The following is a 14,112-nucleotide window of genomic DNA, read 5'->3' as shown; positions in this document are numbered from 1 at the left end:
ATCGACGCGTGGCGTCCACACTCGAGACCGGACTCTGGCTCCGCAGCCTCACCGAGGCCCCCGCGCACGCGCCGCGGCTCGTCTGCTTCCCGCACGCGGGCGGTGCGGCGAGCTGGTTCCAGCCGTTCGCTCAAGCCTTCCAGGGCCAGGCCGAACTCCTCGCCGTCCAGTACCCCGGACGGCAGGACCGCAGGTCAGAGCCGTTGATCGACGACGTCAGACGGCTGGCCGACGAGATCGCGCCGAGGCTGCCGACCGACCGCCCGCTGCACCTGTTCGGGCACAGCATGGGCGCGATGATCGCGTTCGAGGTGGCGCTGCGGCACGAACCGGACCACCTGTTCGTCTCCGGCCGTCGCGCCCCGCAGATCGTCCGCGACGACCGGGTGCACCAGCGCGACGACGCCGGGCTGATGGCCGAGGTGCGCAGGCTCGCCGGCACGAACGCGAGTGTGTTCGACGACGAGGACATCGTCCGGATGGTGCTCCCGGCGATCCGCAACGACTACCGCGCCGCCGAGACCTACCGCTACCGCCCCGGACCGGAGCTGGGCTGCCCGCTGACGGCGCTGACCGGGGACGCCGACCCCAAGGCCTCGGTGGACGAGGTCGAGCAGTGGCGCGAACGCACGACCGGAGAGTTCACGTTGAAGGTGTTCTCCGGCGGCCACTTCTACCTGTCCGACAACAGAAGTGCGGTCGCGAGCGTCATCACCGCCTCGCGGTAGTTTGGCGGTCGTGGACCTTTTTTCGCGCTCGTTGGGGGACTTGCTCGACACGGTCGAACGGCTGACCGACGAGGACTTCGGTCAGCCGTCGGGATGTGCGGGCTGGCTCGTGCGAGACCTGGTGTGCCACTTCGTGATCGACGCGCAGGACGTGCTGATCACGCTCGTGACGCCGTCGCCGGACGAGCCGACGCACGACGCTGTCACGTACTGGCAGGTGGCGCACGAACCCGCCGACGACCCGCTCTCGACGTTGATCGTCCGGCTCGCGCAGGCGTACGGAGAACCGTGGATGCTGAAGTTCCACGTCGACGACGTGGGCCGCGCGGCGCACCGAGCGGCGACGCTGGCCGCGCCCGACACCCATGTGTCCACGCAGGACATGGTGCTCACCGCGGCCGACTATCTGGGCGCCTACGTCTGGGAGTGGACGCTGCACCACCTCGACCTGGTCGCGCACCTGCCGCAGCACGCGGGTCCGTCGGACGAGGCGGTGGCCCGCTGCCGGGAGATGCTCGAACAGATCGCCGGAACCACGTTCCCCGCCGGGTTCTCCGACACCGACGTGCTGCTGGTGGGAACGGGACGGCGCGCACCGACCGAAGTGGAGCGCGCGGGCCTGGGGGAGCTGGGAATTCCGTTCGTGCTGGGGTGACGTGGATCGATAGCCTCGCTCGGTGAGTTTCACCAACCACGCGCGCCACGTTCGTGATCCCGGGTTGCCTTACCGGCACCGGGTATCAGCGTTGCGTTCGTGCGTGCAGCTGTACCGGCCGATCGGGTTCAACGCGTCGCTGACCTTCCTCGCGCTTCGGAACGGGCCGTATTACCGCGACGAAGCAGCGCTCTTGCACGCGTTGGACGACCTGTCGGCGAGCCGAGCGGGCTGGCACGCCGCGCTTCGTGAGTACGCCGTGGTGAGGACGCGGGCCAAGCGACTCGGTCAGCGAAGTCCGCGTCCCGCCGACGACAATCCCAACGGGTTCCCTCCGCTCTGGTACGGCGCGGCCCGGCCGGCGGCGCTGCACGCGCTGCGGTACTGGCGCCTGTCCCGAGAGGGCGAGGCGGAGCCCGAGGACCAGGCCCTCGCGGACGTGGAACTGTGCGTCACCGCCGCGCTGGCATCCGGCGGTCCGTTGACGCCGGAGCAACAAGAGGTGCTCGCCACCTGCACAAGCGTGCTCCACCAACGCATGAGGTCGGGCGATGGCTACGTGCAGCCTCGTGTTCGGGCATGGGATCTGCTGAAGGTCACGAGGCACGTCGAGGTGGCCGGCGGCACCACCCGGTCGGGGATCAGGACGACCTGACCTCGCGGGGGCCGTTCTCGCGGGCATTCCCTAGGCCCGGACCTCCTACCTTGGGGTTCATGAGCGAACTCCTGAGCGCCATCGAATCCGGCGACGCGGTGGCGCGGGACTTCGAGGCGCTGCCCGTGCCCGCGAGCTACCGCGCCGTCGTGGTCGAGGAGAGCGACGCCGAGATGTTCTCGGGGCTGCCGAGCCGGGAGAAGGACCCGCGGCGGTCGTTGAAGATCCGCGAGGTCGCGACACCGGAGCTCGCGCCCGGCGAGGCGCTCGTCGCCGTGATGGCGTCCGCGATCAACTACAACACGGTCTGGACGTCGATCTTCGAGCCGGTCTCGACGTTCGGGTTCCTGCGGCGGCTGGGCGGCAAGCACGCGCTGCCGTACCACGTCGTGGGCTCGGACCTGGCCGGTGTGGTGCTGCGCGTCGGTCCCGGCGTGTCGGTGTGGCGGCCGGGGGACCGGGTGGTCGCGCACTGCCTGGACGTGCCGCTGGAGCGTCCGGACGGCCACAACGACACGATGCTCGACCCGCAGCAGCGGATCTGGGGCTTCGAGACGAACTTCGGCGGCCTGGCCGACGTGGCGCTGGTGAAGGCGAACCAGCTGATGCCGAAGCCCGAGCACCTGACGTGGGAGGAGGCCGCCTCACCCGGCCTGGTCAACTCCACCGCGTACCGGCAGCTCGTGTCGACCAACGGCGGCAACATGAAGCAGGGCGACACGGTCCTGATCTGGGGCGCTTCGGGCGGACTGGGTTCGTACGCCACGCAGTTCGCGTTGAACGGCGGCGCGACCCCGGTGTGCGTCGTGTCGTCGCCGGAGAAAGCCGAGCTGTGCCGGGCGATGGGCGCCGAGCTGATCATCGACCGGTCCGCTGAGGACTACCGCTTCTGGAAGAACGAGCACGAGCAGGACCCGCGCGAGTGGAAGCGGTTCGGCGCGAAGATCCGTGAGCTGACCGGTGGCGAGGACCCCGACATCGTGTTCGAGCACCCCGGGCGGGAGACGTTCGGCGCGTCGGTGTTCGTGGCGCGCAAGGGCGGCAAGATCGTCACCTGCGCGTCCACGTCCGGGTTCATGCACCAGTACGACAACCGCTACCTGTGGATGAACCTCAAACACATCGTCTCGTCGCACTTCGCGAACTACCGCGAGGCGTGGGAGGCGAACCGCCTGGTGGCCAAGGGGAAGATCCACCCGACGCTGTCCAGGGTGTACTCGCTCGACGAGACCGGGCAGGCGGCGTTCGACGTGCACCGCAACGCCCACCAGGGCAAGGTCGGCGTGCTGTGCCTCGCTCCGTCCGAGGGGCTCGGCGTGCGCGACCACGAACTGCGCGGCAGGCACGTCGCCGCGATCAACCGGTTCCGCACCACCGGGTGACCGAGCAGTTCACCCGGTGACGGGACTCACTCGGACTCGGCTTCGAGGCGCGCCTTCTCCGCCAGGCGGGCCTCTTCTGCCTTGAACTCCTTGAAGGTGTTGCGCTCGCGGACCAGCCAGTCCGGGTTCTCTTCCTTCAGGGCGTTGATCTGCGCGGTGGTCAGCGCCTCGGTGATGCCGGCGCGCACCAGGCCGCTGGTCGAGATGCCGAGCTTCTGCGCGATCAGCTGCTTGGGGTGCGGGCCGTTGCTGCGCAGGTCCGCGAGCCACTGCGGCGGGTTGGCCTGCAGCGCGTTGAGCTCGTCGCGCGACACGACACCCGCCTGGAACTCCTCGGGAGTGGCTTCCAGGTACACGCCGAGCTTCTTCGCGGCGGTGGCGGGTTTCATGGTCTGCTCGGCCTTCATGACGCCCAAGGGTAATGCCACAGGGAGCAACGGCTGCGTCCGGTAGCCTCAGCGCGTGACCGGATCGTTCACGCTCGCGTACGTCCCAGGCGTGACGCCGGGCAAGTGGGCGGGAGTCTGGCAGGAACGCCTGCCGGAGACCCCGCTGACCCTCGTGCAGGTGACCATCGCCGAAGCCGCCTTCAGGGTGCGTTCCGGCGAGGCCGACGCCGCGCTGCTCAGGCTGCCCGGCGACCGGGAGGACCTGCACGCGATCCCGCTCTACACCGAGACCACGGTCGTCGTGTTCCCGAAGGACCACGAGTTCGCCGCGGCCGACGAACTGTCCCTTGAGGACCTCGCCGGCCACGTCCTGTGGCAGCCGCTCGACGACTCGCTCGGCTGGGACGAGCTCCCGGGTCAGGCGCCGGTCGAACGGCCGGAGACCACCGCGGACGCCATCCAGATCGTGGCGGCGGGCGTCGGGATGCTCGTCGTGCCGCAGTCGCTCGCGCGGCTGCACCACCGCAAGGACCTGAAGTACGTGCCGCTGACGGACGCGCCGCAGTCCCGCGTCGCGCTGTCGTTCCCGATCCGCGACGAGAACCCCGACCTCGTCGAGCACCTGATCGGCATCGTCCGCGGCCGCTCGGTCAACAGCACCCGCGGTCCCGCGCCCGAGCAAGCCAAGCAGGCCAAGCAGAAGCAGGCGCCCAAGCAGCAGCAGCGGCGGGGGCCCGCACCGGCGCAGAAGAAGCAGCCCGCCAAGCGCGCGAAGCCCCGCCGCGGCCGCTAGCCGGTCCACGGGCGCCGGGACTCCAGGAGAAAACCTAGAGCCGACGCGCAGTGCGTTGTGAGGGCTGGGCTCTCCTGCGACGCTCGGTGCCGACCCGTCATGCCCGCGTTTCTGGGGAACGCGGTGGTGCCTCGACCGCACCCGCCGCGCCGCGGCACGACGGATTCTCGGCGAGAGGTACGAGATCATGACCGGGACGTCTGACAGCGGTGTGACCGGGGCGAGGCTCGCGGGCCTGCTCGAGCGGGACGACCAGTGGGCCGCCCTGGAGACGGCGCTGGCCGACTCCCTGTCAGGATCCGGAAGGGTCGCCCTGCTCGCCGGCCCGGTCGCCTCCGGCAAGACCGAGCTGCTGCACGCGTTCGGCGAGGCCTGCGGCGTGCCGTTCGTGACGGCGACCTGCTCGGCGTTCGAACGCGACCTGCCGCTGGGCGTGGCGAGTCAGCTCTTCCACCCGCTGGACGTGCCCGAGTCGGTGGGGGACCTGCTGGACGTCGCCGCCCGCGCCGCGGACGGCCCCACCGCGCACCAGCTGCACGCGCTTTGCCTGGCGTTGCTGGACTTGGTGGCCGACACGCCGCTGGTGATCGGCATCGACGACGTGCAGCACGCCGACCCCGCGTCGTTGCACTGGCTGCTCTACCTGATTCGCCGGCTGGGGCAGGCGAAGGTGTTGCTGGTGCTGAGCGAGACCGCGTCGCCGCGGGCCGCGCACACCGCTCTGCACACGGAGTTGTTGCGGCATCCGCATTGCCGGGAGGTCCGGCTGGCGCCGCTGGAGTCCGTGGACGTCCTGTTCGAGTCCGGTGCCGACGAGGCGATGGCGTTGTCCGGCGGCAATCCGTTGCTGGTGCGGGCGTTGCTGGAGGACCAACGGCTGGGCAAGCCGCGCGACGACGGCGCTTTGGTGATCGGACCCGGTTATCGGCGTGCCCTGGTCAGCTGTCTGCATCGCAGTGAGCACCACGTGTTGCCCGTGGCGCGGGCTTTGGCCGTGACCGGGGAACAGGCCACAGTGGACTCTCTGGGGCGACTGGCCCGTGCCGACGCCGAGACCGTGGCGTCCGCGCTGGACGTGATGAACCAGGCCGGGTTGCTGGTGGACGGCTGGTTCCGCGATCCCGCCGCCAGAGACGCGGTGCTGGACGATCTGTCCACTCAGGACCGCAAGGAGATGTACCTCGGCGCGGCCTTGCTGCTGCACGACGAAGGCGCGCCCGCGACCGAGGTCGCTCCCTACCTGATGATGGCCGACCACTCCGAGAACCCCTGGATGGTGCCGGTCTTCGAGGAGGCAGCCGAACACTCGTTGCGCGACGAGCAGGTCGACACCGCGCTGCGCTACCTGGAACTGGCCCACCGGGCGTGCGTGGACGTCCACCGGCGGGCGGCGATCGCGGCGAAGCTGATGCGCGTCGAGTGGCGGGTCAACCCGTCGGCCGCAGGGCGCCGGCTCGGTGCCGTGGTGCCGGCGCTGAGGTCCGGTCAGCTCTCCGACCACGACGCGACGTCGCTGGTGCAGCCGATGCTGTGGAACGGCCAGGTCGACGAGGCCACCGAGGCGCTGGACCGGGTGCGCCGGGCGTCGTCCGCGGGCGCCGGCACGCGGGCGATGGAGCTGTGGCTGGCGTGCTCGCACCCGGCGCTGGCCCGGCGCACCTCCCGCCCCGACGCGGCGAAGACCCGGACCGTGAGCCTGACCTCCGGCCCGACGCTGAAGGCCGTCACGGCCCTGGCGAGCGTGCTGACCTGCGGCAACAACGCCGGGGCCGCCACCGACGCCGAGCACGTGCTGCAGGCGGCGCGGCCGTCGGACTCCGGCTGGTGGGGACCGGAGTCGGCGATGGTCGCGTTGCAGGCGCTGGTGTACGCGGACCGGCTCGACGTCGCCGCGCAGTGGTGCGACAGGCTGCTCGACGAGGCCCAGGCCAAGAACCTCGCGGTGGCCAGGGCGTTCTTCTCCTGCGTGCGGGCCGAGGTGTCGCTCCGCCGCGGCGACCTGACGTCGGCCTTCGACCACGCGCAGAACGCCCTGGACCTCATGCCCGCCGGCGGGTGGGGCGTCGCGGTGGGGATGCCGCTGGGGATCCTGATCGCCGCGGCCACCAGGATGGGACGGCACGACGACGCGGCCTCGTTCCTGGAGCAGCCGGTGCCCGAGGCGACGTTCCAGTCGCGCTACGGCCTGCACTACCTGCACGCGCGCGGCCACCACTACCTGGCCACCTCCCGGCACTACGCGGCGGTGGCCGACTTCCTGTCCTGCGGCGAGCTGATGACCTCGTGGGGCGTGGACCAGCCGGGCCTCGTGCCGTGGCGCACGTCGGCCGCCGAGGCCTGGCTGTCGCACGGTGCCAACCGCGACGAGGCGAAGCGGCTGATCACCGAGCAGCTGGCCCGCCTCGGACCCGACGCGTCGCGCACTCGGGGCGTGGCGCTGCGCTTGCTGGCGGCCACGAACCAGCCGCACAACAGGCCGCGGCTGCTGCAGGACGCGGTGGCGATCCTGGAGGAGCACGGGGACCAGTACGAACTGGCGCGGGCCCTGGCCGACCTGTCCAAGGCGCACCAGGCCCTGCGGGAACACCGGCGGGCCTGGACGGTGGCGCGGCGGGCCTGGCACGTGGCGAACGTCTGCGACGCGGCGGAGCTGTGCGAGGAGCTGCTGCCGTCGCGGGCCAAGGCCGACGAGGACGCGGCGGTGGACGAGAAGCCCGTGGACCCGATCGCGACGCTGACCGTCGCGGAACGGCGGGTGGCGGCGCTGGCCGCCATCGGGTACACGAACCGGGAGATCGCGTCGAAGCTGTACATCACGGCGTCGACGATCGAGCAGCACCTGACGCGGGTGTACCGGAAGCTGAACGTGAAGTACCGCAGGGACTTGCCGGCGGACCTGCACTCGTACCTGCCGAGCACCGCCTGATTCCATCCGCGATGGATACCTGATCCGAACGGGTGGATGCCGTGCGGTGGTCGCAGTTCCGGCCCGCTGCAGTCCGCTGCCCGATCGGGCAGGAAGACGCGGCCGCTCCACTCCGCCAGGGCAATCCTCGGCGGGAATCCCCGTCGGCTTCACCAGCGCCCCCAGGAAAGGGCCGACGCCACGAGGGGTCGAATCTGGCTGTCCCCTGCCAGACTCGTGCGGTCGAAAGCGCTGTGCGGCAAGGCATCGACGCGGTCCTCAAAACCTGGTGCGATCATCGTCACCGCCCCGGCGAGGCTTTCCGTCCCGGACTGTGAGAACGTGACCAGCCGTCTGCGCGACGTCATCGGGTGCATTTCTCCGAACCGGCGCGCTGGTGAAGTGGCTGCGCAGGACCGGTGTCCCGCCATCCGTTGGGAACGCTCACCTTTCTCGGTGCGATTGGGTCTCGACCTCTCCCGAACGATTCCCGGGACGCTCCCCGCCGCGTCACAGACCTGTCAGGCAACGTCCGCCGAGGAACTGCACCGGCAAGATCACCGCCGGCGAACTCGGGCACAAGACGGGCAGCGGGGACGAGCCCGCGAACAATGGGAAAGTGAGTGATTCCCCGAGCTTGAAATGCCGTACAACGGCATGTGGCAGCACGTGGTTCGGACGAGCAGAAGGGGAGCCATTGCCGATGACCGAGGAGATCGGCACGGGAGGGCGACATGTGGCGATCTTCGCCAATCCCGCGCAGGGACAGGCGCTGCCCGCGCTCGCGGTGATCGAGGAACTGGTGCGGCGCGGCTACCGCGTCACCTACGCCACCTCGTCCGAGGTCGCCGGTCGTCTCGCGCTGAGCGAGGCGACCGAGGGCAGGTGGGACGTGGTGGGCTTCCTCGACGACAGCTCGTCGCCGATCTCGCTGGCACGCGGGTACTTCGCGGGTGACCTGCCGGACCTGGTCGTCTACGAGGCCACCGCGGCCGAGGTCGCGCGCGCCGCCGCCGGGACGGGAGAGGGACCGCCGGACGACGACTTCGTCGACACGGCGTTCGGTGAGTTCCTGACGCGGTTCGGACTCATGTTTCTTCCGGAGAAACCGGGCCTCTACCGGGTTGTGCCCGGCCGCGCGGTGGCGTATTAGTTCACTGACTGGAACCGGCGGTGATTCGCCAGCGGCACAAGGCGAAACACCGCGCCTGACTTTGCCACTTGCCACGCGGAGTTTGCGGTCCTGTCACCTGAGGCATTTATCCTGAGGACCTGGGTCATTCTTCGAGTCTGAGGTGGTAGGCGGTGGACGAGCAGCCGGAGCTCATCGGGCGTGAGAGCGTGCTCACCGCTGTGGCGCACCAGACCACCGCCGCCCGCCGGGGCCGGGGTGCGCGGGCCGTGCTCGTGCGCGGTGGCCGCGGCTGTGGCAAGTCCGCTGTGCTGCGCCAGGTCGCCGCTACCGAGACGAAGGCCGGGACCACGGTGCTGAGCGCGGGCGGGCGCGGCGAACGCCGGCCGCTCGCCGTCGCGCGGAGACTGCTCTCCCAGGCCGGGCTGCGGGTGCCGGAACTCACCGACCCGTCCGCCGCCACCTTCCACCGCGTGTACCGGGCCATGTGGCGCGACGTGGTGGCGTTGGCGCAACGCTCGCCCGTCTGCCTCGTCCTCGACGACCTGGACGCGTGCGACGACGCGACCGTGCACTGGGCCGACTTCGTGGTCCGCAGGCTCGGCGACGAACCGGTCAGTCTGGTGCTGTCCCACAACCGCGCGGTGCAGGCCGATCTCGCCAGCGCGCACGTGGTGGACCTGCCGCCGCTCACCGCGCCGCAGGTCGTCGACATGATCTCCACGACCCTGAACTTCCCGCCGGACGCCGTGTTCACGAGCCTGTGCCTCGAACTTTCCGGCGGCGTCCCGAGCCACCTCACGACCGTGCTCGCCGACTTCCGCGCCGCCCAGGCGTTGCGCCAGGAGTCCGTCGAGCTCGTCGCCGCCCGGCGGTTGCGCGACCAGCCCGCCCACCTGCGCGCCATCGCCACCGCGCTCGTCGTCGTGGACCGCGAGGAACTCGTCGGCCCGCTCGCCGGGGTGTCCGAGCGCGTCGCCGAGAACGGCATCTCCGCGCTGCGCCGCCAGCACCTGCTGGGCGACGGCCTGCCCGAGCACGTCCGCGCCTGGTACCGGGCGGGCGTGCTCGACGTGCTCGACCCGGCCGAGGTCGTCGACCTGCGGCACCGCGCGGCCGTCGTGCTCGACGAGTCCGGGCACGACGCGCGGGCGGTCGCGGACCAGCTCGTGCTCCTGCCCGCCGTCGACGCGCCGTGGATGTCGCAGGTCCTGCACGAGGCTGCGGCGGGCGGTCAGCCGCAGGACGCGTCGAGGTACCTGCGCCGGCTGGTGGAGCTCCACCCGGACGACATCGAACTGCGGGTGAACCTCGCGACCGAGCTGTCCCGGCACGACCCCGCCCAGGCGTGCGAACACCTGGCCGCCGCGTTCCACCGCACCTCCGACCCGGACCTGAGGGCCGCCGTCGCCGTCAAGCACGCGCTGACCGGCCGGACGCGCACGTTCCTGCGCCTGGCCCGCGATCCCGCGCTGCCCCAGGACCTCACCACGCTGCTCGACGCCGTGCAGCTGTCGATCGACCTCGACGACGCGCACACCGCCGCGGCCGCCGCGACGAAAGCCGCGCCACCGCCCGCGCACGACACGACCGCCCAGCGCTGCCTGCTCGGTGTCGTCGCGGAGGCCACCATGCGCCGCGGCGGTGAGGTGCACGAGGCCGTGGGCTACGCCCAGGCCGCGCTCGCCGACGCCGAGGCGCTGAGCGACTGGTCGATGCTGTCCGCCGCGACCGTCCTGCGCACGGCCGGGCACACCGCGGACGCGCTCGCCGTCCTCGACCGGGCCGTGGACGCCTTCTCCCACAACGGGGACTCGCTGGCGCTGTGCCGCTCGCTGCACCAGCGGGCGCTCGCCCACCTGGCGCTCGGCGATCTCCAGCGGGCCACCGGGGACGCGGTGGCGGCGGTCCAGGCCGTCCGCGACGGCGCCTGGGAGCTGCCCCAGGCAACGATCCTGCTGGCCTGGTTGTCGGTGCAGACCGGCGACACCCTGCTCGCGGAGCGGCTGCTCGGCGAGATCGACGAGGACGACATCCGGCACCTGACGCCGGCCCACCACGAGTACCTGCGCACGTCCGCCTGGCTCGCGTACACGCAGGGCGACCTCGCGGTGGCGGCGGAACGGATGGCGGCCTGCCAGACGGTGCTGACGGCCGTCGGCCTGAGCGACCCCACCGCGTTGCCGTCGTGGATCGACGTCGTCCAGGTCCTGACCGAGGCGGGCCACGACGCGTCGGCCGCCGTGCGCGAGGTGGACCGGCTCGCCAAGGGGTGGCCGTCCCGCGAGGCAGCCGCGTTCTCGCTGCTGGCCAGGGCGTACACGACGAAGGGGCACGGCGCGCTGGACATGGCGAAGGCCGCCTCGGACGGGTTCGCCGCCGTGCCGTCGCTGCTCCAGCAGGCGCGCACCGAACTGCTGCTCGGCACGCTGCACACCGAGTTCGACCAGCCCAAGCAGGCTCGCACGCACCTGCGCGCGGCCGTCGGGCTCGCGTTGCGGGCGGGCAGCCGTCCCCTCGCGGACTCCGCCAGGACGTTGCTGCTCGGCGTCGGCGGGCGGATGCGCGTGCCGTCCACTGTGGATGGACTGGCGGCGCTGACCGCGAGCGAGCGCAAGGTCCTGGAGCTGGCCGCGTCCGGCGCGACGAACCGGGCCATCGCCGAACATCTGTCGGTGACGCTGCGGACTGTCGAGGTGCACCTGACCCGGGCGTACCGCAAACTCGGCATCTCCAGCCGTGCGGAGCTGGCGGACCACCTGGCCTCGTGATGACGCTGCTCGAACGCGCCGACGACCTGCGCCTGCTCACCGGCGCCCTCGATCGCGTGCGCGCGGGCAGCGGCGACCGGATCGTCATCGCCGGGCCGCTCGGGTCCGGGAAGTCCGCGCTGCTCGCTGCCGTGGCGGACCGGGCGGAGGGCTGCCACGTCCTCACCGCCACGTGTTCGTTGCTGGAGCGGGACTTCGCGTTCGGCGTCGCGCGCCAGCTGTTCGACCCGGCGCTGGCCGGTGGCTGCGCGGATCTGCTCACCGGTCCCGCCGGGCTCGCGCGGCCGGTGTTCGAGGAGGACACGGCGGCCGACTCGGCGTTCGCGGTGCAGGACGCGGCGAACACCGGTCTGATCGCGCTGACCCGCGCGTTGAGCGCGCACCGGCCGGTGCTGCTGCTGATCGACGACCTCCAGTGGGCCGACGAACCGTCCCGGCGGTGGCTCGTCGCGTTGTCGGCGACCCTGCACGACCACCCGATCCTGCTCGTCGTCGCCACCCGCGACGTCGAGAGCGACCTCTTCCAGGGCTCGGTGATCCGGCCGGAACCGTTGTCGCTCGCCGCCATCGCGACGCTGGTCGAGCAGCGGACCGGCCGCCGTCCCGACGACGAGTTCGTGGCCGCCTGCCACGCGGTCACCGACGGCAGCCCGATGTTCCTGCGCGCGGTGCTCCAGCACATCACCAGCCCGGCCGCCGACCAGGTGCCGCACGTCCTCGAACTGCGGCCCGCCCGGCTGCGCGAACGACTGGTGCGCGACCTCGCCGCGCAGCCGAAGGACGCGCAGGACTTCGCGCGGGCGGTGGCCGTGCTCGGCGACGACGACCTGGCCGGGCGGCTCGCCGGGCTCACCGAGGCGCAGGCGGTGCAGGCGCAACGGGTGCTCGACCAGGCCGGGCTCGTGCTGCGCCGACCGGTGATCAGGGACGCGATCGAGGAGTCGATGCCGGTCGCCGAACGCGAGGACTGGCAGCGCCGGGCCGTGAAGGTGTTGCACGACTGCGGAAGGCCCGCCGAACAGGTCGCCGGGCGGCTGCTCGCGGCCAGTTCCGTGCACGGGCAGTGGGCCGTCGAGACGCTCGGCGAGGCCGCCGCGACCGCGCTGCGCCGGGGCGCTCCCGAGGTGGCCGCGCGGTACCTGCGGCGGGCGCTGCGGGACGTGCCCGCGGAGTCCGAGCAACGCGCCCGGCTGCTCGTCGACCTCGCGACCGCGGAACGGTTCTTCGACCCGGCGGCGTCCGTCCGGCACATCACGGCCGCCGTGCCGCTGTTCCGGACGGTCGAGGAACGGGCCGCCGCGCTCGTGCGGATCGCGCCGACCGCGCTCGGGTCCGCGCCCCGGCCCGTGCGCGACCTGATCGACGACGTCGCCGCGAGCCTCGGCCACGACCAGGAACTCGCGTACCGGCTGGAGGCGCGGCAGCGGTACGCGTGGCATTCCGATCCCGCGCTGCTCGCCGACTCCGCCCGGCGCCTCCAGCAGATCGGCGGCACGACCCCCGGCGAACGCGAACTCCAGATCGTGCTGCTCGAAGCCGCCATGCTCACCGCGCTGCTGCCCGCGCAGCAGGTCGCGGACATCGCGCTGGCCGTGCTGAAGCAGGAACCACCGCATCCCCGGCAGATGCACACCGCGCTGCCGCTGCTCATCAAGGTGCTCGCCACCGCGGACGCCGCCGCCGAGACCGTGCCGTGGCTCGAGGAGGCGTTCGCGCAGGCCAGTGGCAGCGTCGAACAGGCGTTGATCCTCGCGCAGCAGTCGTTCGTGCAGATGCACCTCGGCCGGCCGGGGGAGGCGCACGCGGCGGCCGAACGCGCGGTCGACCTCGCCGTGCTCGACTGGCGCGGCGACACCACGACGGCCGCTGTCGGGCTCATGGCCGTCGCGATCGACCTGCGCGAACCCCACCTGATCGCGCGGCTCGTCGAGTCCCGGCCCGATCGCGACGAACCGCCGGGCGTCGAGGCCGTCTACCGGATGCTGCACGCGGCGGGCGCGGCCACCGCGGGCGACTACCGGCAGGCGCTCGACCACCTGCTCGACTGCGGGCGCGTGTTCGACGCCATCGGCTGGCGAAACCCCGTGCTGCTGCCGTGGTGCGTGCTGACCGCACGGCTGCACGCGCAGCTCGGCGATCTGCCGGCCGCCCAGGACGTCGCCGCGCAGGCCTGGGAACGGGCCGTGGAATGGGGCGCGCCGATCGGCATCGGACGCGCGTTGTGCATGCTCGGCCGCTACACGCCCGGCGCCGAAGGGCTCGGCATGGTGCGTGAGGCCGTGGAGATCCTGCACGCGAACCCGTTCGAACGGGCCAAGACGTTGCTCCAGCTCGGTGCGCGCGAACGGGCCGATGGCACGGCGTCGGGGCAGCAGCACCTTCGACTGGCGTATCAACTCGCGGTGGAGAGCGGCGCGGAAAGGCTCGCGTCTCGAATCGCGCGGGAACTCGACGGTAATTCGCCCGGCATGGTGGTGGTACTGACCCGCGCCGAGTACAAAGTGGCGCGACTCGTCGTCAGCGGGCTCACCAACCCGGAAATAGCGCAGGAGCTCGCCGTGACGTCCCGCGCGGTCGAGAAGCACCTCACCAACTCGTTCCGCAAGCTCGGCATTCGCCGCCGGACGGAACTGGCGGGCGCACTCGCGCGGGCCTGTCCGCCATCTGCTTAACCCGGACGCAACATCTACGAGTTTTCTGTG

General features: G+C 71.7%; 10 protein-coding genes. 9 read left to right on the top strand and 1 reads right to left on the bottom strand.

What is annotated here, in order from left to right; all coding sequences use genetic code 11:
* Positions 1-8 precede the first annotated feature (8 nt).
* The 4 genes from JNUCC0626_RS19540 to ccrA are packed head-to-tail and all read left to right on the top strand — an operon-like array spanning position 9 to position 3,420.
* On the top strand, positions 9-728 hold the full coding sequence (locus JNUCC0626_RS19540) for a thioesterase II family protein (RefSeq protein ID WP_394621199.1): 720 nt from the start codon (positions 9-11) through the stop codon (positions 726-728).
* 10 nt (positions 729-738) lie between these two features.
* Positions 739-1,383 carry a maleylpyruvate isomerase N-terminal domain-containing protein gene (locus JNUCC0626_RS19535; RefSeq protein WP_394621198.1) on the top strand — a complete coding sequence of 215 codons (645 nt, stop codon included), beginning with the start codon at positions 739-741 and terminating at the stop codon, positions 1,381-1,383.
* Between the two features lie 22 nt (positions 1,384-1,405).
* The gene (locus JNUCC0626_RS19530) at positions 1,406-2,038 is read left to right on the top strand and encodes a hypothetical protein (protein WP_394621197.1); all 633 of its coding nucleotides are present in this window, start codon (positions 1,406-1,408) and stop codon (positions 2,036-2,038) included.
* A 59-nt stretch (positions 2,039-2,097) separates the two neighbouring features.
* Complete coding sequence (gene ccrA, locus JNUCC0626_RS19525) at positions 2,098-3,420, top strand: crotonyl-CoA carboxylase/reductase (protein WP_394621196.1); 1,323 nt, start codon at positions 2,098-2,100, stop codon at positions 3,418-3,420.
* 26 nt (positions 3,421-3,446) lie between these two features.
* Here ccrA and JNUCC0626_RS19520 read toward each other — a convergent pair whose 3' ends face one another.
* Positions 3,447-3,809: a DUF5997 family protein gene (locus JNUCC0626_RS19520; RefSeq protein WP_394622066.1), complete on the bottom strand. Its 363-nt coding sequence runs from the start codon at positions 3,807-3,809 to the stop codon at positions 3,447-3,449.
* A 73-nt stretch (positions 3,810-3,882) separates the two neighbouring features.
* On the opposite strand from JNUCC0626_RS19520, the gene JNUCC0626_RS19515 reads away from it, so the two are divergent.
* The 5 genes from JNUCC0626_RS19515 to JNUCC0626_RS19495 all read left to right on the top strand — a co-directional run bounded on the left by JNUCC0626_RS19515 (position 3,883) and on the right by JNUCC0626_RS19495 (position 14,082).
* Positions 3,883-4,602, top strand: a complete 720-nt coding sequence (locus JNUCC0626_RS19515; protein WP_394621195.1) for a LysR family transcriptional regulator substrate-binding protein — start codon at positions 3,883-3,885, stop codon at positions 4,600-4,602.
* Positions 4,603-4,789: 187 nt separating this feature from the next.
* Positions 4,790-7,528 carry a helix-turn-helix transcriptional regulator gene (locus JNUCC0626_RS19510; RefSeq protein ID WP_394621194.1) on the top strand — a complete coding sequence of 913 codons (2,739 nt, stop codon included), beginning with the start codon at positions 4,790-4,792 and terminating at the stop codon, positions 7,526-7,528.
* Positions 7,529-8,210: 682 nt separating this feature from the next.
* Complete coding sequence (locus JNUCC0626_RS19505) at positions 8,211-8,660, top strand: hypothetical protein (protein ID WP_394621193.1); 450 nt, start codon at positions 8,211-8,213, stop codon at positions 8,658-8,660.
* A 152-nt stretch (positions 8,661-8,812) separates the two neighbouring features.
* On the top strand, positions 8,813-11,410 hold the full coding sequence (locus tag JNUCC0626_RS19500; RefSeq protein ID WP_394621192.1) for a LuxR C-terminal-related transcriptional regulator: 2,598 nt from the start codon (positions 8,813-8,815) through the stop codon (positions 11,408-11,410).
* Positions 11,410-14,082, top strand: a complete 2,673-nt coding sequence (locus tag JNUCC0626_RS19495; RefSeq protein WP_394622065.1) for an ATP-binding protein — start codon at positions 11,410-11,412, stop codon at positions 14,080-14,082. Before JNUCC0626_RS19500 ends, JNUCC0626_RS19495 begins: the two co-directional genes overlap by 1 nt.
* Positions 14,083-14,112 lie beyond the last annotated feature (30 nt).

It is taken from the genome of Lentzea sp. JNUCC 0626 (assembly GCF_043632865.1).
Lineage (GTDB): Bacteria > Actinomycetota > Actinomycetes > Mycobacteriales > Pseudonocardiaceae > Lentzea.
Note: the sequence above shows the minus strand (reverse complement) of the source record. Positions and strands in the feature narration are given on the sequence as shown.